Annotated in this window: 19 protein-coding genes; 15 read left to right on the forward strand and 4 right to left on the reverse strand. The window is 56.9% G+C overall.

What is annotated here, in order from left to right:
* The first annotated feature begins 14 nt into the window (after positions 1-14).
* The gene (locus DZE2538_RS21180; RefSeq protein ID WP_236616990.1) at positions 15-209 is read left to right on the forward strand and encodes a hypothetical protein; all 195 of its coding nucleotides are present in this window, start codon (positions 15-17) and stop codon (positions 207-209) included.
* 123 nt (positions 210-332) lie between these two features.
* Here the strand turns inward: DZE2538_RS21180 and DZE2538_RS02180 are convergent, their stop codons facing one another.
* Complete coding sequence (locus tag DZE2538_RS02180) at positions 333-950, reverse strand: LysE/ArgO family amino acid transporter (protein ID WP_019843669.1); 618 nt, start codon at positions 948-950, stop codon at positions 333-335.
* A gap of 147 nt (positions 951-1,097) precedes the next feature.
* Positions 1,098-1,883 (reverse strand): HNH endonuclease, encoded by a 786-nt coding sequence (locus DZE2538_RS02185; RefSeq protein ID WP_038915473.1) that lies wholly within the window; start codon positions 1,881-1,883, stop codon positions 1,098-1,100.
* A 218-nt stretch (positions 1,884-2,101) separates the two neighbouring features.
* Here DZE2538_RS02185 and DZE2538_RS02190 point away from each other — a divergent pair, with 218 nt between their 5' ends.
* Positions 2,102-3,493 carry an MFS transporter gene (locus DZE2538_RS02190; RefSeq protein WP_019843671.1) on the forward strand — a complete coding sequence of 464 codons (1,392 nt, stop codon included), beginning with the start codon at positions 2,102-2,104 and terminating at the stop codon, positions 3,491-3,493.
* On the opposite strand, the gene pdxR is transcribed toward DZE2538_RS02190, so the two are convergent.
* The gene (gene pdxR / locus DZE2538_RS02195; RefSeq protein WP_050568649.1) at positions 3,490-4,938 is read right to left on the reverse strand and encodes a MocR-like pyridoxine biosynthesis transcription factor PdxR; all 1,449 of its coding nucleotides are present in this window, start codon (positions 4,936-4,938) and stop codon (positions 3,490-3,492) included. The genes DZE2538_RS02190 and pdxR overlap by 4 nt on opposite strands.
* A gap of 107 nt (positions 4,939-5,045) precedes the next feature.
* Between pdxR and DZE2538_RS02200 the strand changes: the two genes are divergently transcribed.
* Both DZE2538_RS02200 and DZE2538_RS02205 read left to right on the forward strand, forming a co-directional pair.
* A complete protein-coding gene (locus DZE2538_RS02200) occupies positions 5,046-5,495 on the forward strand; it encodes a GNAT family N-acetyltransferase (protein WP_038915474.1) in 450 nt (149 codons plus the stop codon).
* The gene (locus DZE2538_RS02205) at positions 5,492-5,923 is read left to right on the forward strand and encodes a carboxymuconolactone decarboxylase family protein (protein ID WP_038903166.1); all 432 of its coding nucleotides are present in this window, start codon (positions 5,492-5,494) and stop codon (positions 5,921-5,923) included. The genes DZE2538_RS02200 and DZE2538_RS02205 overlap by 4 nt, the downstream gene beginning before the upstream one ends.
* A gap of 91 nt (positions 5,924-6,014) precedes the next feature.
* Here DZE2538_RS02205 and DZE2538_RS02210 read toward each other — a convergent pair whose 3' ends face one another.
* The gene (locus tag DZE2538_RS02210) at positions 6,015-6,806 is read right to left on the reverse strand and encodes a DeoR/GlpR family DNA-binding transcription regulator (RefSeq protein ID WP_023638793.1); all 792 of its coding nucleotides are present in this window, start codon (positions 6,804-6,806) and stop codon (positions 6,015-6,017) included.
* Positions 6,807-7,140: 334 nt separating this feature from the next.
* Here DZE2538_RS02210 and DZE2538_RS02215 point away from each other — a divergent pair, with 334 nt between their 5' ends.
* The 11 genes from DZE2538_RS02215 (at position 7,141) to DZE2538_RS02265 (ending at position 18,488) form a co-directional block, all read left to right on the forward strand.
* Complete coding sequence (locus DZE2538_RS02215; RefSeq protein ID WP_038915475.1) at positions 7,141-7,944, forward strand: transketolase; 804 nt, start codon at positions 7,141-7,143, stop codon at positions 7,942-7,944.
* The gene (locus DZE2538_RS02220; protein ID WP_201765536.1) at positions 7,944-8,867 is read left to right on the forward strand and encodes a transketolase family protein; all 924 of its coding nucleotides are present in this window, start codon (positions 7,944-7,946) and stop codon (positions 8,865-8,867) included. The genes DZE2538_RS02215 and DZE2538_RS02220 overlap by 1 nt, the downstream gene beginning before the upstream one ends.
* 13 nt (positions 8,868-8,880) lie before the next feature.
* Positions 8,881-9,684, forward strand: a complete 804-nt coding sequence (locus DZE2538_RS02225) for a GolD/DthD family dehydrogenase (RefSeq protein ID WP_038912988.1) — start codon at positions 8,881-8,883, stop codon at positions 9,682-9,684.
* Between the two features lie 119 nt (positions 9,685-9,803).
* Entirely contained in the window at positions 9,804-10,739 is a 936-nt protein-coding gene (locus DZE2538_RS02230; protein WP_012883187.1) for a D-ribose ABC transporter substrate-binding protein, read from the forward strand.
* 44 nt (positions 10,740-10,783) lie between these two features.
* Positions 10,784-11,407: a DUF2291 family protein gene (locus tag DZE2538_RS02235; RefSeq protein ID WP_038915477.1), complete on the forward strand. Its 624-nt coding sequence runs from the start codon at positions 10,784-10,786 to the stop codon at positions 11,405-11,407.
* Positions 11,408-11,442: 35 nt separating this feature from the next.
* Positions 11,443-13,005: a sugar ABC transporter ATP-binding protein gene (locus tag DZE2538_RS02240; RefSeq protein ID WP_050568719.1), complete on the forward strand. Its 1,563-nt coding sequence runs from the start codon at positions 11,443-11,445 to the stop codon at positions 13,003-13,005.
* 16 nt (positions 13,006-13,021) lie between these two features.
* Positions 13,022-14,089 (forward strand): ABC transporter permease, encoded by a 1,068-nt coding sequence (locus DZE2538_RS02245; protein WP_012883190.1) that lies wholly within the window; start codon positions 13,022-13,024, stop codon positions 14,087-14,089.
* Positions 14,082-15,593: an FGGY family carbohydrate kinase gene (locus tag DZE2538_RS02250; protein WP_038915479.1), complete on the forward strand. Its 1,512-nt coding sequence runs from the start codon at positions 14,082-14,084 to the stop codon at positions 15,591-15,593. Before DZE2538_RS02245 ends, DZE2538_RS02250 begins: the two co-directional genes overlap by 8 nt.
* 10 nt (positions 15,594-15,603) lie before the next feature.
* Positions 15,604-16,401, forward strand: coding sequence for an SDR family oxidoreductase (locus tag DZE2538_RS02255; protein WP_038915480.1), 798 nt, complete (start codon positions 15,604-15,606; stop codon positions 16,399-16,401).
* Positions 16,402-16,545: 144 nt separating this feature from the next.
* Positions 16,546-17,580 carry a DNA cytosine methyltransferase gene (locus DZE2538_RS02260; RefSeq protein WP_201765537.1) on the forward strand — a complete coding sequence of 345 codons (1,035 nt, stop codon included), beginning with the start codon at positions 16,546-16,548 and terminating at the stop codon, positions 17,578-17,580.
* On the forward strand, positions 17,577-18,488 hold the full coding sequence (locus tag DZE2538_RS02265) for an NgoMIV family type II restriction endonuclease (RefSeq protein WP_038915481.1): 912 nt from the start codon (positions 17,577-17,579) through the stop codon (positions 18,486-18,488). The genes DZE2538_RS02260 and DZE2538_RS02265 overlap by 4 nt, the downstream gene beginning before the upstream one ends.
* Positions 18,489-18,782: the final 294 nt, after the last annotated feature.

The raw sequence follows: 18,782 nt of genomic DNA on the forward strand, positions 1-18,782 counted from the left end.
ATTGATAAGGATATATGATGATATATCTGGCGCTTCATACTATTGAGACAGCACCTGAGACGCGTAACGCATTGCTGCAACGCTCGGGCGATAATTTCGGCCAGATTCGACATCTGGTTGAATCCCCGGTGTTGCTGTCTGTTTATCCGTATGCGCATGAACGTTTCTGGTGCTGTCCTTTGAACGAGCAGGAGCGGGCCATCGTGTAGAGCATAGTGGGAATCAACTCGGTGCGATTATACGGTGCAGTCGCTGGATTGCATTGCATAACGGTGTGCCCGAGAGGCCGAGTCTGATGGGGGCCTGACCGCAGTGCATGATTGACGGCGGCGTTAATACAGAAAGCGGCATAGCTGAAACGCCATAAAAATCATGTAGCAGCCGATCAGTGAGTCAATGATGCGCCAGGTGACGGGCCTGGCGAAATAACGCGAGCAAGCAGCGGCCGTGTAGCCGATGGTGTAAAACCAGAGCAACGAGGCGCTGACCGTCCCGGCCAGATAAAACGGCTTCAGGTCAGGGGCGATGCCGGAAGAAATCCCGCCGATAATCACCACCGTATCCAGATAGACATGCGGGTTTAGCAGGCTAACCGCCAGACTGGCGCTGATCACCGTGCGTCGGCGCAGACCCTTCGTCGGTGTGGTGATCGTCAGTTGGTTGCCGCCGCGCCAGGCGCTTTTCAGCGCGTTATAGCCATACCACAGCAGAAACAGCACCCCGGCGAGCGTCAGCGTGGTGATCGCCGGTTTGCTGTCGTTAATGATTTTCCCCAGACCGAGCACGCCGAGCGTCATCAATACCAGGTCGCATAAAAAGCACACCGTACTGACCCAAAACACATGCTCCCGACGCATCCCCTGACGTAATACAAAGGAGTTTTGCGCGCCGATCGCGACGATCAAACCGGCACCGGTCATAAAACCGGTAATAAAAATAGGTAACGGCATGGCTTCTCTTTCATCACAGATAAATCAAATAATAACAATAGGTTGAGCGGCATGGCCGCCCAGCCCTGTACTCGGGGGGGATAATGGATAACTTTCGGCGATAAGGCCAATGAATAGATTTAATCTGTAATTAGTCAGGCTAATACATTACATCTGTTCGTGTTTCCCGAAGAGATGTTTGCGGTGGTGACGAATGTGCTCAAGTTTGGGGTGATGGTGTGGGTCTGCTGGCAAGTGTAATTGCTTGCCTTCGTATTGCTCGAACTGGTTTTGTACTATCTCGCTGCTCAGCATTTTGAGGCGCGGCGAGAGCATTAACTCCAGGTGGTCGTTAAACCCGATCAACCCTTTGTCAAAGGCTTTGTCGTGCAGCGCAGACAAGCACAACCCGTTGCAGGGGTCTAAACGGTGCTCGGCGATGTCTTTCCACGGCCGAATATGGCTGGCAATCAATAAAATCGGTTCTTCCAGCCCGGTAATGCAGCAGCGTTCGTCGTAGGCTTTCAACACCCGTTTGCGAAACTGTTGCTGACCCACACGCACGGTGGTGATGGCCATACGTTCGTGTCCGTAATAGTCGGGCGGCGTGACGTCGAGGGCGTGCTGCGAGGTGTCATCCGGCGCGGTTAACGCCGTGACAGCCTGTTGGCATTGCTGCTCAAAGGCTTGTGGGTCACGCTCCAGTTCCTGCCACAGTTCCCTGTCGGCTTTGGATACCTGGCTTAGCCCAGCTCGGCCTGATTTAATCACTACAGGATCAAGGCTAGCGAAGTTCCCCAACTTCATAACCAATGCTGCGGGGGTTCTACCGATTTTGGCCGCATAATACTTAATCAAATGGTTATTGGCGTCTTGTTTACCCGACGGCAATACGTCGTATAGCGTAAACGCGATCAATAATTCGTCTCGTGTCCAGAGTCTTCTTTCGGCCATATCAGCACTTGCTAGTAAGTTAACGCATCACGTTAGTTGATGCGTTAACTATGCCAGGTGGCGATAGAAAAATCATGGGGTTCATCAGCAGCATGGAGCACGATTTGCCGAGTGCTTCAATTGCGCCTGCCAGCCAAACCCAGTAGGGTAACAGGTACAAAAAACGTGCGGCGGATAGCCTGCCGTGCCTGCCACGCTTTTCATCTTCGGGTATTACTTTGAACGCTGTTGTCACTTCTCAGGGTGCGGGATCCGTTACTGACGGATTACCGATGCCGGCGCGTCTCGGCGCCATTTTCGCGATTGCATGCGGTATTTCCATGGCGGTGCTGGATGGCGCGATCGTCAACGTAGCTTTGCCGACCATCGCGGGCGATTTTAACACCAGTCCGGCTTCTTCTATCTGGATCGTTAACGCGTATCAACTGGCTGTCACCATGACGCTGCTGTCGCTGTCGTCGCTGGGCGATATCGTCGGTTACCGTCGGGTGTATCTGGTGGGGTTGGTGCTGTTTACGCTGATGTCGTTTGTCTGCGCGATGTCAGATTCGCTCGCAACGCTGACGCTGGCGCGCATTCTGCAAGGGCTGGCGGCGGCCGCGTTGATGAGCGTCAACACGGCGTTGATCCGGCTTATCTACCCCAGAGATCGACTGGGGCGGGGTATGGCGATCAACTCGCTGGTGGTGGCGGTATCCACCGCGGCCGGGCCGACCATCGCCGCCGGGATTCTGGGCGTGGCGTCGTGGCAGTGGTTGTTTGCCATTAATGTGCCATTCGGCGTGGTGGCCATGATACTGGGCTGGCGTTTCCTGCCGCGTAACGATGGCATGAGAACACAGCGCTTCGATACCCCAAGCGCGGTACTGAATGCGCTGACCTTCGGGCTGTTTTTCGTGGCGTTGGGGGGCTTTGCCCACCAACAGAATAGCTGGCTGGTGCTGGGCGAATTGTTGCTGACCTTGCTGGTCGGCGGCTATTTTTTCCGTCGCCAGCTGCGCCAGCCTTATCCGCTGCTGCCGGTGGATCTGCTGCGTATTCCGGTGTTTGCGTTGTCGATGGGCACATCCGTCAGTTCGTTCTGCGCCCAGATGCTGGCGATGGTCTCGCTGCCGTTCTATTTCCAGAGTGCATTGGGGATGAATGAAATCGAGACCGGTTTGCTGCTGACACCCTGGCCGTTGGCGATCATGGCGGTGGCACCGCTGGCGGGGCGCTTGATTGAGCGTTTTAACGCTGGGATTTTGTGTACCATCGGGCTGGCGCTGTTCGCGCTCGGGCTGTTTTCTCTGGCCTGGTTACCGGCGAAGCCTGGCTATCTGGAGATCTGCCTGCGCATGATGTTGTGCGGTATTGGGTTTGGGCTGTTCCAGTCGCCGAATAATCACACCATCATCAGTGCGGCACCCCGTCATCGCAGCGGTGGTGCCAGCGGTATGTTGGGCACAGCCCGGCTGGTGGGGCAGACCACCGGCGCAGCACTGGTGGCACTGATGTTTAACCTGTTCGGCGGGTTAGGGACCCATGCAGCGTTGATGACGGCCGGTACTTTTGCGACGCTGGCCGCCATTGTCAGCGGCCAGCGGATTTCGCGTCTGAAAACGGACTAGTCAGCTTGTTGCCTGATGGCGGGCAGGCGTTGAAACGACGGCAACGCGCAGAGGCGTTGCGTAAGCTGATGCGCCTGCTGCGCGCTCACCAGATTGGTGAAGCCAAGCAGTAATCCTTCCTCGTGGCCTGGCTGTTGCCGCCATTGGCTCAGTGCCTGAATGGATAACCCGGCACTGACCGCTTCTGCCGCGATATCCGCATCGTGTGCGCTGCCCGGCGGCAGGCGGGCCAGCAGGTGCATGCCGCCTGCACTGGCGTGAAGCTGCAAACGGTGGTCGGCAAGCGTGGTGAGTGCGTCTTGCAGATAACGGCGACGCTCAGCGTAGAGTGTGCGCATTTTTCTGATGTGTCGGGCGAAATACCCGCGCTCCATAAAATCGGCGGCGGTGGCCTGCGGCAGGATAAACCCGTTACTGTGCAGGAGAGCGGCCGTTTGCCGAAAGACCCTAAGCTGTGCCTGTGGTACCACCAGATAAGCCAGCCTGAGACCGGGGAAAAACACCTTACTGAAGGTGCCGGTGTAAATAACCCGCTCGTCGCTATCCAGACTTTTGAGCGCCGGTAATGGCCGACCGTGATAGCGGAATTCACTGTCGTAATCATCTTCGATAATCCACGCCTCCCGGCGAGCTGCCCACGCCAGCAACGCCAGACGCCGCGGCAACGAGAGCGCGACGCCAAGCGGGCTTTGGTGGGTTGGCGTGACAACGGCAAAGCGGGCGTGCCCGGCGTATTGTTCGCCTGCCGCCACATCGATCCCCTCTTCATCCACCGATACCGGAGCCAGTTGCATACCCGCATGCAGCAGAAAGCGCCGCGCCAGCGGGTAGCCGGGGTCTTCATACCAACCCAGATCACCGGGTGTGAACAGCGATCGACAGATCAAATCCAGCGAGCAGTGATACCCGGCGGTGATAAAAACCTGATGCTCTGAGCAGGCGATACCGCGGGAAACGCCGAGATAGGCGGCAATCGCACGGCGTAACGGCAGGTATCCCTGTGGGTCAGGGTAGGCCAGCGCCTCACCGGACAGCGTTCGCAGGCATTGGCCCGTCAGTCGGTTCCAGGTTTTGCGAGGAAAGGCATCCAGAGCCGGTAATCCCAACTGGAACGGCAGAATCGCCGGGGGCGGCGGTTCGGGTTGCTGCCGTGACGGCGACGGAGCGGTGGGGGGATGACCCGGCGTCAGGTTGGTCAACCCGGGGGAAACGATCGTCCCTGCCGGACCCCGCGGCAACAGGTAACCTTCGCTGGTGAGCCTCTGATAGGCCGTTTCCACCGTGCCGCGTGCCAGATTCAGCTCGCTGGCGAGGCTGCGCACCGAGGGAACACGCTCGCCGGGGCGCAATTGCCCAGAGGCGATGGCATCGCGGATCCGCTGGTAAAGCTGTTGATGAAGTGGCGTGGACGGCGTTGACGAAAACGGTCTGGTCAGAAAATCCATCGGCTATGTCCTTATCAAAATGACATTTCTTGCCCCTATTGAGTAGGCCATTGTCGGCCTACAGTAACCCGCATTGCAACCCTCTTCATGGCGTAAGGATTGAAATGATGGCTGACATTCATCTGGCATGGGCCACGAGTCAGGCGGAACAACTGGCGTGTTTTAGTCTGATGCAGGCCTTGCGACCGCATTTAACCGACAGCGAGCAATTTGTTCGTCAGGTGCAACGGCAGGCACAGCATGGCTACCAGTTGCTGGTCGCCTGGCAGGCCGATGTTGCGCTCGGGCTCGCTGGGTACCGGGTGCAGGAAAATCTGGTGTATGGGCGCTTTCTGTACGTTGATGACCTGGTATGCCGGGACGAGGTGCGCGGGCAGGGCATTGGCGATCGGCTGATGCAGGCGATGTATCAGGAAGCGGCACGCGAGCAGTGTGCCCAACTGGTGCTGGATTCTGCGTTATCTAATGCGTTAGCTCACCGTTTCTATTTTCGTCAGGGGCTGTTGGCGCGAGCCCTACGTTTTAACGCGCCGATCCACAGTGGAGAAACACAATGAGTACATTACGTTTGCCGTATGCCACGCTGTCACCTGAAGCCTACCAGGGGCTGTTGACGACCAAAAAAGCGCTGGAGAAAAGCACGCTCGGTCTTGAACTGATCGAACTGGTTTATTTACGCATTTCGCAAATCAACGGCTGTGCCTTTTGTTTAAACATGCACGCCGGATGGTTGCGGCGCGCAGGCGTCAGCAATGAAAAAGTGGATAGTCTGGCAGGGTGGCGGGTGTGTTCGTTATACAGCCCACGTGAGCAGGCCGCGCTGGCGTGGACGGAGTCACTGGTCGACGTAGCGCAGACCCATGCACCGGATGCGGATTTTGCACCGCTGCGTGACCACTTCACCGAGGCGGAGATCGCCGATCTGTGCTTTGCCATCGCCCTGATGAGCGCGTTCAATCGGCTGGCTATCGGAGCACGCCAGTAGCCAGCTGATACCACCGGGCTGGCGCGAGCGTCCCGGTGGCAAGCGTCTGGTGGTCTGTGAAAGCGATTCCTGCGACCTGATGCTGCGGGTATCAGCTTGCCACCATCACCGTGACCCCCAGCGCCTCGAAGGCGTTGACGGCCTCCTGGCTGATGCCGGCATCGGTGATCAGGTAGTGGATGTTGCTCCAGTCACACGGCAGGGCAAACATCGATACCTTGCCTATCTTGCTGGAGTCCGCCACCACATACACCGTCTTGGCGGAGCGGATCATCGCGCTTTTGACCTTGATGTCGGTTTCGCTGGGAAAGCTCAGCCCCATACGCGGGGAGATGGCGGCGGTGGCGAGGAACAGTTTTTCGGCCAGCACGTTTTCGAAAAAGCTGGCGGCCTTTTCACCCGAAGTGGAGAGGGTAGGAAACTTGAAGGTGCCGCCGGTGAGCAGGATATTGATGCCGGGTTCGCCGCCCAGTTTGAGCGCGATATTGACCGCGGTGGTAATCACCGACAGCCGGTGAATATCCGTCATGTGTTCGACGATAGCGGTGGTGGTGGTACCGGAATCGAAAATCACCGTGTCGCCGTTTTCTATCTGCGTGGCAGCCAGCCGACCAATGGCGTCTTTCTCTGCCAGATTGATCTGTCGTTCCAGCAGCAAGGCACCGGTATTCTGCTTGCCGGTCACCAGCGTGGCACCGCCGTAATAACGCTGAACGTAACCCTCTTTTTGTAATTCGCGCAGATCGGTGCGGATCGTGGCTTCGGTCAGCCCGAAGGTTTCGGTCAACATTTTCACGGTGACGGTGCCGTCTTCGCGCACCATCTCCAGAATTTTCTCCCTGCGTTGCTGCATATCCGCCAGTTGTTCACTTTTGCTTTTCAATCGAAACTCTCCTGTACCGAAACCGGTGACGATGTTCCGCCGTCAACCCGCTAATTGATATCAAGTTTACCCTTCACCTGCGTTTAATGCGAGGTAAAGGCGGCGAAAAAGCATGGACATTTTCGCTGATCCCGCCATGCGATCCCCCGGTTCTTACGCTGTTTACGCCCACGGTTAGCGGATCGTTACCCTCTTTGGGTGGTTTTATTTTGATCTGCTTTTGTTTGATATTTGATCTCGTCCACAGAATAGGCTAAATAGAGGGTGTATGTTTTCGATCGAAAATCAATTGAAAGTGATCGGGAGCGATTTGTCAGCGATCAGGAGGTATAGGGTGGACGTACAGACAATCAGACAGACAGCGCGACAAGCCCGGCGCTATGTGTTGCAGATGAATCATCGGGCGGGCAAAGGGCACACCGGCGCGGACCTGTCGGAGGTAGATATTATCTGCACCCTGTTTATGGCGGTGATGGATCGTTCGCAGGCGCGGCCGAATCAGGATCGTTTCATTTTGTCGAAAGGCCACGGTGCAGGCGGGCTGTATTGCAGTGCCGCAGCGATGGGGCTGATTGACCCGGCGACACTGGATCAGTTTATGGGCGACGACACGCTGCTGGCCGGTCATCCGATTCATCAGAAACTGCCGGATCTGGTGGAGATTAACTCCGGGGCGTTGGGGCATGGGTTGTCGATCGGTGCCGGGCTGGCGCTGGGTAACAAACTGGCAAACCGTGCGCATCGTCGTGTCTTTGTGCTGATGGGTGACGGTGAATTGGCGGAAGGTTCCAACTGGGAAGCGGCGATGGCCGCCAGCAAATTCCGGCTGGATAACCTGGTCGCCATTGTCGATCGAAACCGTCTGCAACTGGCGGGCAAAACCGAAGACATCATGCCGCTGGAGCCGCTGGCGGATAAATGGCGCGCCTTTGGTTTTGAGGTCATCGAGTGCGACGGCCATGACCCGGCGGCCATCATCGACGCGGTAAATGCGCCAACCGTTGGCAAGCCGCGGGTGATCCTCGCCAATACCGAAAAAGGGCACGGCATTTCGTTTATGGCCAACGTACCGGCCTGGCACCACGCGGTGCCGAATGATCAACAGCTGGCGCAGGGGCTGGCGGAGCTGGAGGAGTGATGATGCAAGACTTACGTGATGCCGTAATCGCCACGCTGCTCGAAGAGCAAAACGCAGGCGCTAATCTGTGCGTTGTGGTGGCGGATTCCACCTCCACGTCGAAAATCGCACCGTTCGAGAAAGCCTTCCCTGAACGGGTGGTGAACGTCGGGATTGCCGAGCAAAACATGGTCGGGATGGCGACCGGTCTGTCGCTGAGCGGCCCGACGGTCTTTACCGCTAATGCGGCACCGTTCCTGCTGGCACGTTCTAACGAACAGGTGAAGAACGATATCTGTTATACCGACGCTAACGTCAAAATGCTGGGGCTGAACGCCGGGTTCGCCTACGGCCCGCTGGGGGCGACCCACCACTGTATGAACGATATCGCGATTGCCCGTTCGTTCGGCAATTTGCAGATTTTCGCCCCGGCGGATGCGGTGCAGGCCAGCGCGGTCGCGCGTTATGCCATTCATCATCGTGGGCCGGTGTATATCCGCATGGACAGCGACAAAGTGCCGGTGCTGCATGAGCCTGGCTGGTCGCTGACGCCGGGCAAACCGGAAGTGGTGCAGCAAGGGAGTGATGTGGTGGTGTTTTGCCTTGGCACCCTTGTCCATGAAGCGCTGGCCGCCGCAACGGATGCCACCATCGTATCCTTACCTTCATTGTGGCCTTTGGATGAAATATCACTGTTGGAAATTATTAGTGAGCACCGGTATGTGATCTCGATGGAAGAACACGTACTCAGTGGTGGCCTTGGCAGCATCATTGGTGAATTGTTGCATAAACACCACGCGCGGCAGCGCTTCACCGCACTGGGTGTCCCACCTTATGAATTTACTCATAGCAGCAGCCGCAGCGCATTGCGTCGTCAGTTCCATATCGACGCCGCCGGACTGCGCTTAACCCTGGAACAGCTTGCGTTACGCACCATTGCCTGAGGAGAACAACCTGATGAGTCATGACAACGAGTATGACGTGAATTTGCGTTATGGCGTGGATACCGGGCTCAGCCTGAACGACAAGGTGGCGGTGGTCACCGGTGGGCTGGGCGGTATCGCCATGGCGAGCAACGAAATGTTGCTGGAAAAAGGCGCGCGTCTGGCGCTGCTGTATCCCGCGTTTGAGCGTGACAAAGCGGCGCAGGCTGCCGAACAGTTTGACCCGACGCGAGTGTTGCTGGTCGAGTGCGACGTCACCGCGCCCGCCGACGTGGAAAACGCCTTTGCCACCGTCGCGGCGCACTACGGCCAGATAGACATCCTGGTCAACTGCGCGGGCTACGTGATGCTGCAACCAGTGCTGGAAACCGATTTCGACGAATGGCAAAAGCAGATTGCTGTCAACCTGACTGGCCCGTTCCTGTGCTCGCAGACGGCGGCGCGTCACATGGTGGCCGCTGGTCGCGGCGGCAAGATTATCAATATTGCCTCGCAAGCGGCGTCTATCGCTATCGATAACCATGTCGCCTACACCTCTGCCAAGGCGGGGTTGCTGGGCATGACCAAAGTGATGGCGAAAGAGCTGGCACCGCACCACATCAACGTCAACACACTGTCGCCGACGGTGGTGCTGACGCCGATGGGCGAGAAAGCGTGGCGCGGTGAGAAAGGCGAAGCGATGAAAAAGCTGATCCCACTCGGGCGTTTTGCCTACACCGATGAAATTGCCGCTGCGGTGCTGTTTTTCGCCAGTAACGGCAGCGACATGATCACCGGCGCTGATTTGATGATCGACGGCGGATTCACCATCTGGTGATGGCCGGGACACACTACCAATAGATTTAAAACAATAGATTCAAAAAAATAGATTTAAAAACAATTGATTACGCTGTTTCGCTGTACCCCGACAATAACGAAAGATAGAGAGATATCATCATGAAATTGCGTTCAATGCTGTTAACTGCTGCCATCACCAGTGCCTTATCGCTGACCGCCCACGCGGCGGAAAAAGGCACCATCATGATTCTGGTCAATTCACTGGATAACCCCTATTACGCGTCGGAGGCGAAAGGGGCGGACAAGAAAGCACAGGAGCTGGGGTATAAAACCACGGTGCTTTCCCACGGTGAAGACGTGAAGAAACAAAGCGAGCTTATCGACGCGGCCATCGGCAAGAAAGTACAGGGTATCGTGCTGGATAACGCTGATTCCACCGCCAGCGTTGCGGCGATCAAAAAAGCGAAGGACGCCGGTATTCCGGTGGTGCTGATCAACCGCGAAATCCCAGTGGATGACGTGGCGCTGGAACAGATTACCCACAATAACTTCCAGGCGGGTTCCGATGTCGCCAACGTGTTCGTCGAAAAGATGGGCGAGAAAGGCAAGTACGCCGAGCTGACCTGTAGCCTGGCGGATAACAACTGTGTGACCCGTTCCAAATCCTTCCATCAGGTGTTGGATCAGTACCCCGGCATGGTGAGCGTTGCCCGTCAGGATGCCAAAGGTACGTTGATCGACGGCAAACGTATCATGGACAGCATCTTGCAGGCGCACCCGGACGTGAAAGGGGTGATCTGCGGCAATGGCCCGGTGGCGCTGGGAGCGATTGCCGCGCTGAAAGCCGCCGGTCGTAATGATGTGGTGGTGGTCGGCATCGACGGCAGTAACGATGAGCGCGACGCCGTGAAAGAGGGCTCGCTGAAGGCCACCGTGATGTTACAGGCCCAGGCTATCGCCGCGCAGGGCGTGACCGACCTCGACAACTATCTCCAGAAGGGCGTGAAACCCGCCAAACAGCGCGTCATGTTCCGCGGCATCCTGATCCAACAGGGTAACGCGAGCAAGGTGCAAGACTTCAACTTCAAATCCTGAGTCCATGCTGTCGCGCCCCTGCGGGGGCGCAGAAGGAGAAGAGTATGTCCAGACAAGTCTGGCTGGCGCTGGCCATTCTTGGGTTGGGCGGATGCCGCATCGTGTCGCAGCAGGAACTGGCTGACCTGCGTCATCCCCCTAATCCTCATATGGCGAATATCGGGCAAACCTGGCAACAGAAGCTGGTGCCGCAACTGGTTAAAGAAGCACGTCCGCTTGCCGCCCTGATGAAAGACCTGCAAAGCAGCAACGATATGGATGCTGCCTGTAAGCAGTTTGGTTACCGTGCGCAGGATGAAAACGCCTGTGTGTTCACGGTGCGTATCACCGGCACGGTGGAACAACTCGATACCGCTTCACGCAGCGGCAAAATGCTGATTAAAGACGCCGACGGCCAGAGCATTCCGGTGCAACTGGGGCCGACGTTGCGCGGTACTGACCTGCGCGACAGCTATAAAGGCGCGAGTTATCAGGACTTTAACGACCAGGTGTTGTACGGCGATTTTGGCCGCGCCATCAATCAGCAGGCCCTGACGATGATTCAGGCGGCGCACCCGAAAGTGGGCGACCTGCTCGATGTCGTGGGGGTGTTCAGTAGCTGGGACATCCCGCAGGCGGTGCCGGATATCACACCGGCGCAGATAACGCGTGACGGTAAGGGGGGATGATGGCCGATATGAGCATGCCGATGAGAGCGGTGATGATGCCGGTAACCCCGGTGGTCACCACGGCATCGCCGACGACGCAGGCTGAGACCGCGCCGGAGGTGATTATCGAAACCCGCGACCTGTCACGCGTTTATCCGGGGGTGACCGCGCTCGATCAGGTCAACTACCGGGTGTATCGCAATAAGGTCAACGTGCTGATCGGTGAGAACGGCGCGGGTAAATCCACCATGATGAAGATGCTGGCCGGGGTGGAAACGCCGTCCTCTGGGCAGATTCTGCTGGATGGCAAACCGGTGACGCTGGGTTCGACCCAGCAGGCGGAACAACAGGGTATCAGCATCATTTTTCAGGAGCTGAACCTGTTCCCCAACATGAACGTGATGGACAACATTTTCATCGCCAATGAGTTTTTCCAGCGCGGCGTCATCAACGAAAAATTCCAGTACGCGCTGGCGAAAACCTTGCTGGAGCGGCTGGAGCTGGATATCGACCCCTACACCCCGCTGGGCGAGCTGGGCATCGGCCATCAGCAACTGGTGGAGATCGCCCGTGCGTTATCCAAAGACACCCGGGTGCTGATTATGGATGAGCCGACCTCGGCGCTGAGCCAGTCGGAGGTGAAGGTGCTGTTTGGGGTGATAGAGCAGCTCAAGCGGCGCGGCGTTACCATCATTTACATCTCCCACCGGCTGGAAGAGCTGATGGAGATTGGCGACCACATCACCATTTTCCGCGACGGCCGTTTCATCTGCGAGCGTGAAGTGCGCCACGCCAGCGTACCCTGGATCATCGAACAGATGGTCGGCGACAAGAAAAAGCATTTTGACTACCAGCCTGCGCCGCAGGGCGACATCGTGCTAACGGTGAGCGGGCTGACGGCGCTGCACCAAAGCGGCGGTTATCGCCTGAACGACGTCTCTTTTAGCCTGCGCAAAGGGGAAGTGGTGGGGATTTACGGCCTGCTGGGTGCCGGGCGTACCGAGCTGTTCAAAGGGCTGATTGGCCTGATGCCGTGCCAGCAGGGCCGCGTGCAACTGAACGACGACTGCCTCGACGGGCTGGGATTTCGCCAGCGGCTGGAAAAAGGCATCGCGCTGGTACCGGAAGACCGGCAGGGCGAAGGCATGGTGCAGTTGATGTCTATTCGCGCCAACATGACCCTGTCGTCGTTTAGCCTGCGCGGCTTCTGGCGCGCCTGGACGTGGCTGCGTGAACCGGATGAGGCCCGCCAGGTGGATGAGATGGTGCGCCAGCTGGCTATCAAAGTCAGCGACGACGAACTGCCGATCACTTCGCTATCCGGCGGCAACCAGCAGAAGGTGGTGCTGGGCAAGGCGCTGATGACCCGGCCGCAGGTGGTACTGCTCGACGAGCCAACCCGCGGTATCGATGTGGGAGCCAAAACCGATGTCTACCACCTGATCGGGCGTATGGCGCAGCAGGGATTATCGGTGATGTTTTCGTCGTCCGAACTGGACGAAGTGATGGCGCTGGCGGACCGCATTCTGGTGATGGCTGACGGCCGCATCACCGCCGATCTGCCGCGCAGTCAGGTCACCCGCGAAATCCTCATCAGCGCTTCCACCCCTCACGACTAACCGGCCGGAGTTCATCATGAGTCAAAAATACACGTTGTATATGTACCTGCTGAAGGCCCGTACCTTCATCGCTTTGCTGATCGTGATTGCCTTCTTCAGCCTGATGGTGCCGAATTTTCTCACCCCATCCAACCTGCTGATCATGACCCAACATGTGGCGATCACCGGGCTGCTGGCTATCGGCATGACGCTGGTGATACTCACCGGGGGTATCGATCTTTCCGTCGGTGCGGTCGCCGGTATCTGTGGCATGGTGGCCGGTGCGCTGCTCACTAACGGTATTCCACTGTGGGGCGGCAATATCCTGTTTCTCAATGTGCCGGAGGTGATCCTGGTCGTCTCGGTGCTAGGGATGCTGATTGGGCTGGTCAACGGCGTGGTGATCACCCGGCTGGTGGTGGCACCGTTTATCTGTACGCTGGGCATGATGTATGTCGCCCGTGGTGCCGCGCTGCTGTTCAATGACGGCAGCACCTACGCCAATCTCAACGGCATGCCTGAACTGGGCAACACCGGTTTTGCTTTCCTGGGTTCCGGCACGCTGCTCGGTATTTTTCTGCCGATCTGGCTGATGCTGGCGTTTTTGCTGCTCGGCCTGTATCTGACGCGTAAAACCCCGCTGGGCCGCTATATCTATGCCATCGGCGGCAATGAGTCCGCCGCCCGTCTCGCCGGAGTGCCGATCGTCAACGTCAAAATCTTCGTCTACGCCTTTTCCGGCCTGTGTGCCGCGCTGGTGGGGCTGGTGGTGGCCTCGCAACTGCAAACCGCCCACCCGATGACCGGCAATATGTTCGAGATGGACGCCATCGGTGCCACCGTGCTGGGCGGCACTGCGCTGGCGGGCGGACGCGGGCGGGTTTCCGGTTCGATCATCGGTGCATTTGTGATCGTGTTTCTGGCCGATGGCATGGTGATGATGGGTGTCAGCGACTTCTGGCAAATGGTGATCAAGGGGCTGGTGATCGTCACCGCCGTGGTGATCGACCAGTTCCAGCAACGGCTGCAAAATAAGGTGGTCATGATGCGTCGCCATGAAAAAAAGCAGTCAGTTAACCCGTTGTCGGAGGTGAGCCATGTCTAGAGACGTGATCATCGCACTCGACGAAGGCACCAGTAACGTCAAGGCGGTGGCGATTGACGCGCTCGGTCAGGTGGTGGCGCGTGCGTCACGCCCGCTTGGCCTGATGACCCCGCATGCCGGTTGGGTGGAGCAGGACGGTGAGGCGCTGCTGGCCGGGTCATTCGTGGTGGTGCGCGAGGTGATAGCCCAGGTCGGGGCTGAGCGGGTCGCGGCGCTGGCTATCAGCAACCAGCGGGAAACCGCTATCGGCTGGCGGCGTGATAACGGCCAGCCGATCTCCCCTGCACTGACCTGGCAGTGTTCCCGCTCGGCACCGTTTTGCGAACAGTTACGGCACAACCAGCAGGAGGCCGCTATCCGCGCGGCGACCGGGTTGCCGGTGGCCCCGCTGTTCTCCGGCTCGAAAATGCGCTGGCTACTGGATAACACACCGGATGGTCACGCCCGTGCGGCGCGTGGTGAGATTTGCCTCGGCACCATTGATGCCTGGCTGCTGTGGCACCTGACCGGCGGGCGGCAGTTCCGATGCGATCTCTCCAACGCTGCCCGTACTCAGTTGCTAAATCTGCACCACCTGCAATGGGATGACAGGATGCTAGCGTTGTTCGGCATTCCACGCGCCGCGTTGCCAGAGCTGATGCCGTCGGCCGGTGAGTTCGGTGTGACCTGCGGCGTGCCCGGCGTGGCGGACGGCATCCCGATTCTGGCGATGGTGGGCGATTCCCACGCCGCGCTGTACGGACACGGGCTGGGGCGTACGGGTGGGGTGAAAGCGACTTACGGCACCGGCTCGTCGGTGATGGCCCCGCTGGGCGTGCCGGATACCCGTATCACCACCCTGGCGACCACTGTGGCCTGGCACGATGGCGAGCGGGCGGTCTATGCGTTGGAGGGGAATATTCCTCACACCGGCGACGGCGTGGCCTGGATGCTACAGGCCACCGGGCTGAACGCCCTGCCAGAGACGGCACTGAGTGAAGCGTTGCAGACGTTGCCCGCCAGTATCGAGTCTACCGACGGGGTGTATTTCGTCCCGGCGCTGACGGGTGCGGGTGCGCCCTGGTGGAACGATCGCGCACGTGGCCTGATGTGCGGGCTCAGTCGCGGCAGTGGTCAGGCGCATCTGGTGCGTGCCGCTCTGGAGGCGATCGCCTACCAGATAGCCGATGTGGTGACCGCAATGAAGCAACACCCGGACTTCCATCTGGCGCACTTAATGGTCGATGGCGGGCCGACCCGCAACGCCTGGTTGATGCAGTTTCAGGCCGACCTGCTGGGTTGCCCGGTGGCGCGCAGCACCACCACCGAGCTTTCAGCGCTGGGGGCTGGTCTACTGGCGCGGCGCACGCTGGGCAGGTTGAGCGATCAGCAACTGGAACCGTTACTGCCGACGCACGACAGTTGGCTACCGGACGAGGCGCGCCATCAGCGTTATCAGGCGAGCTGGCGGGGGTGGCAGGAGGCGGTACAGCGTACCTTGTGGCAGGCGAATCATCCTAAGTGAGGAGCAGACGATGCAACGTGATTTTCATGGGAAGACGGTGGTGATTACCGGTGCCTGCCGCGGGATTGGCGCTGGCATCGCCGAACGGTTCGCCCGCGACGGCGCTCATCTGGTAATGGTGTCCAACTCGGAACGGGTGATGTCGACGGCGGCGGATATACAGCGCCGTTATAGCGCAGAGGTGTTGCCACTGGTGGTGGATGTCACCGATGAGGCACAGGTGCAGACGCTGTATCAGCAGGCGGCAGAGCGCTTCGGGCGGATTGACGTGTCGGTACAAAACGCCGGGGTAATCACCATCGATTATTTTGACCGGATGCCGAAGGCCGATTTCGAGCGGGTGCTGGCGGTAAACACCACCGGCGTGTGGCTGTGCTGCCGCGAGGCGGCGAAGTATATGGTGAAACAGCAGCACGGTTGCCTGATCAATACCTCGTCCGGGCAGGGGCGCAAAGGGTTTATCTATACGCCGCACTATGCCGCCAGCAAGATGGGCGTCATCGGCATTACCCAGAGCCTGGCACAAGAACTGGCCCCGTGGAACATCACCGTCAACGCGTTTTGCCCCGGCATCATCGACAGTGAAATGTGGGACTACAACGACCGGGTATGGGGTGAAATTCTCAGCACGGAGGAAAAACACTACGGCAAAGGGGAACTGATGGCGGAGTGGGTGCAAGGCATCCCGCTCAAACGTGCGGGTAAGCCGGAAGATGTAGCCGGGCTGGTGGCGTTCCTCGCATCAAGCGACGCGCGCTACATCACCGGCCAGACGATCAATGTGGACGGAGGGTTGATCATGTCGTGAGGGGGCGGTGCTATACCGTTATGCAGGCATCATGACGCACGCGATTAGGATAATTGCGTGCTATTTTCCAAATGCATCACGTATTTTGTTGTGCTGCGGTAATACCTGTTAAGATTGCCAGTGTTTTAAAGCAACGGTATTGGAATGATGATGCGGACAATCGAAATGTGTGCAGGCGCTGGTGGTCAGGCCCTTGGTTTGCATAAAGCGGGGTTTGAACACCGTGTACTGATTGAAATTGATGAGCATGCATGTGCAACTCTGCGTCATAACAACCATCATCTGGCATTAAACTGGGGAGAGATTCTGCAAGCGGACTTGCGCCGTTTCGCCATTGAGGATGCCCATCGATACTGTGGACAAATCGAATTGGTTGCAGGTGGGGTTCCCTGTCCACCTTTTAGCAAAGCTGGATTACAGTTAGGAAAAGACGATGAGAGAGATTTGTTTCCCGCTGCTCTGCACATTGTTGAGGCTGTAAAACCGATAGCCGTCATGATCGAAAATGTTGCCGGGCTACTGGAGGATAAATTTTCCTCTTACCGTACTGAAATTCAGTGCTCTCTCGATAAGTTGGGCTATCAATCAGAATGGCGATTGCTACAGGCCAGTGATTTTGGTGTCCCACAACTACGACCAAGGGCGATCCTTGTCGCTATCCTGTCACCTTATTTTGAGCGCTTTAGCTGGCCTATCCCCTTAACAAAAACGCCGGTGACGGTTGGAGAGGCGCTTTATGATTTGATGGCATCTGGTGGGTGGCCGGGCGCTGAGCATTGGAAGTTACACGCTAATGCGATAGCTCCAACACTGGTGGGGGGCTCGAAAAAGCATGGAGGGCCTGATTTGGGACCCAGTCGCGCAAAACGGCAATGGCAATCGTTAGGGGTTTATGCGCATCGTGTTGGCAATGACGATGAAATCCCAGGGGTTGATTTTAAAGGAGTACGTTTGCGGGACGGTACCATCAAGGCCGGATTTGAGGGCATGCCTTTGTTGAATGTACGAATGGCTGCCCGATTACAAGGGTTTCCTGATGAATGGACCTTTGTTGGTGCGAAAACGCATGCTTACCGACAAGTAGGAAACGCTTTCCCTCCCCCGGTTGCACAAGCGGTAGGTGAATGCTTACGCGAGGTCATTGCCTCCATTAAATCTGAACGGAGTCATGCTGCATGAAGGGATTAATCACTAGCCAGAGAGAGGCATTTCTTCGCAGGCTTATCGAGCAGGGAACATGGGGATTTTCCCGTTTTGATAAATATGGGTGCAAGAAAATAGCCAGTAATGCAGACAGTGGTCAGAAAACGAGTGTCCAGTTGTCTAATTTGTTGCTGGATAGGGTATGCCAACAGCTAGGTATTAACCCTGATATTACGGAGAGAAAAAAAGAAGGACAGACAGCAGGGAATGAATTTGAAGAAGCCTGTGCCTGGTTTCTTCAGCAAACGTTTCCTCGGTTAGAGAATTTACGCCCTGGGAAATGGGATATTATTCAAGTAAGACAGCGGAATAATGATGCTACTCTTGGGCGCTTCGAGCAATATTCACATCTGTCGGAACTGACTTCTCTGGCTGAGAAACATAAAGAGTTACGGAATTTTCTCGGGGATGGTTATACGGTATCACCAGATGTCATCATTACCCGAGAGCCTGAATCTGATGCAGATATTAATCAATTAACACCCATTGTTGATGATCTAACGGCAAGAAATACGATGCTGAGGCGAAGCAACCATTCCGGTGATAAGGCATTACCCTTACTGCATGCCAGCATTTCTTGTAAGTTCACTATGCGTTCTGACCGTGCACAAAATACGCGTACAGAAGCATTGAATCTGATTCGCTCCAGGAAAGGCAGAACACCGCATATAACATCTGTTACCGCTGAGCCCATGCCGAATCGACTGGCTTCTTTAGCTCTAGGTACAGGTGATCTCGATTATGTTTATCATTTTGCTCTCTATGAATTAATTGAGTGTTGTCGAGAGCTGGATCGTGACGATTATCTTGATACGCTCATGAGTATGATTGAAGGGAAACGGTTAAGAGATATCAGTGACCTGCCGTTTGATCTGGCTATCTAGGCTCTGCCGGATAATTTTTGAGATATGCCCCAAAGAATAGACGTCGCAGGGCTGTATGTTACGGAGTTAAAGAGTGTTGCGCGTTGGTTATTTAGGGAGTTTGCCCTATAACTTGTTAGGTGAGTAGGGTGTATCAGGTTGTTGCGCATCTGAGCGAGTATATCCGTCATACGACAAGTCGCAGTACCTGGCCCATTCCTCACTTGTCGCGTTACAAGGCTCAAATGATCTTTGCTCTAAAGGTCCAATGCCACGCAAGTTATTTTTGTATAAATCTGGTGTAATCGTACGTCT

The sequence above is a fragment of the Dickeya zeae NCPPB 2538 genome (assembly GCF_000406165.1).
GTDB classification, from domain to species: Bacteria; Pseudomonadota; Gammaproteobacteria; order Enterobacterales; family Enterobacteriaceae; genus Dickeya; species Dickeya zeae.

Bases quoted from the DNA above. Each gene is read 5' to 3' on its own strand.
- DZE2538_RS21180 (WP_236616990.1), top strand. From the start codon at position 15: ATGATGATATATCTGGCGCTTCATACTATTGAGACAGCACCTGAGACG.
- DZE2538_RS02180 (WP_019843669.1), bottom strand. From the start codon at position 950: ATGCCGTTACCTATTTTTATTACCGGTTTTATGACCGGTGCCGGTTTG.
- DZE2538_RS02185 (WP_038915473.1), bottom strand. From the start codon at position 1,883: ATGGCCGAAAGAAGACTCTGGACACGAGACGAATTATTGATCGCGTTT.
- pdxR (WP_050568649.1), bottom strand. From the start codon at position 4,938: ATGGATTTTCTGACCAGACCGTTTTCGTCAACGCCGTCCACGCCACTT.
- DZE2538_RS02200 (WP_038915474.1), top strand. From the start codon at position 5,046: ATGGCTGACATTCATCTGGCATGGGCCACGAGTCAGGCGGAACAACTG.
- DZE2538_RS02205 (WP_038903166.1), top strand. From the start codon at position 5,492: ATGAGTACATTACGTTTGCCGTATGCCACGCTGTCACCTGAAGCCTAC.
- DZE2538_RS02220 (WP_201765536.1), top strand. From the start codon at position 7,944: ATGATGCAAGACTTACGTGATGCCGTAATCGCCACGCTGCTCGAAGAG.
- DZE2538_RS02225 (WP_038912988.1), top strand. From the start codon at position 8,881: ATGAGTCATGACAACGAGTATGACGTGAATTTGCGTTATGGCGTGGAT.
- DZE2538_RS02230 (WP_012883187.1), top strand. From the start codon at position 9,804: ATGAAATTGCGTTCAATGCTGTTAACTGCTGCCATCACCAGTGCCTTA.
- DZE2538_RS02235 (WP_038915477.1), top strand. From the start codon at position 10,784: ATGTCCAGACAAGTCTGGCTGGCGCTGGCCATTCTTGGGTTGGGCGGA.
- DZE2538_RS02240 (WP_050568719.1), top strand. From the start codon at position 11,443: ATGCCGGTAACCCCGGTGGTCACCACGGCATCGCCGACGACGCAGGCT.
- DZE2538_RS02245 (WP_012883190.1), top strand. From the start codon at position 13,022: ATGAGTCAAAAATACACGTTGTATATGTACCTGCTGAAGGCCCGTACC.
- DZE2538_RS02250 (WP_038915479.1), top strand. From the start codon at position 14,082: ATGTCTAGAGACGTGATCATCGCACTCGACGAAGGCACCAGTAACGTC.
- DZE2538_RS02255 (WP_038915480.1), top strand. From the start codon at position 15,604: ATGCAACGTGATTTTCATGGGAAGACGGTGGTGATTACCGGTGCCTGC.
- DZE2538_RS02260 (WP_201765537.1), top strand. From the start codon at position 16,546: ATGATGATGCGGACAATCGAAATGTGTGCAGGCGCTGGTGGTCAGGCC.
- DZE2538_RS02265 (WP_038915481.1), top strand. From the start codon at position 17,577: ATGAAGGGATTAATCACTAGCCAGAGAGAGGCATTTCTTCGCAGGCTT.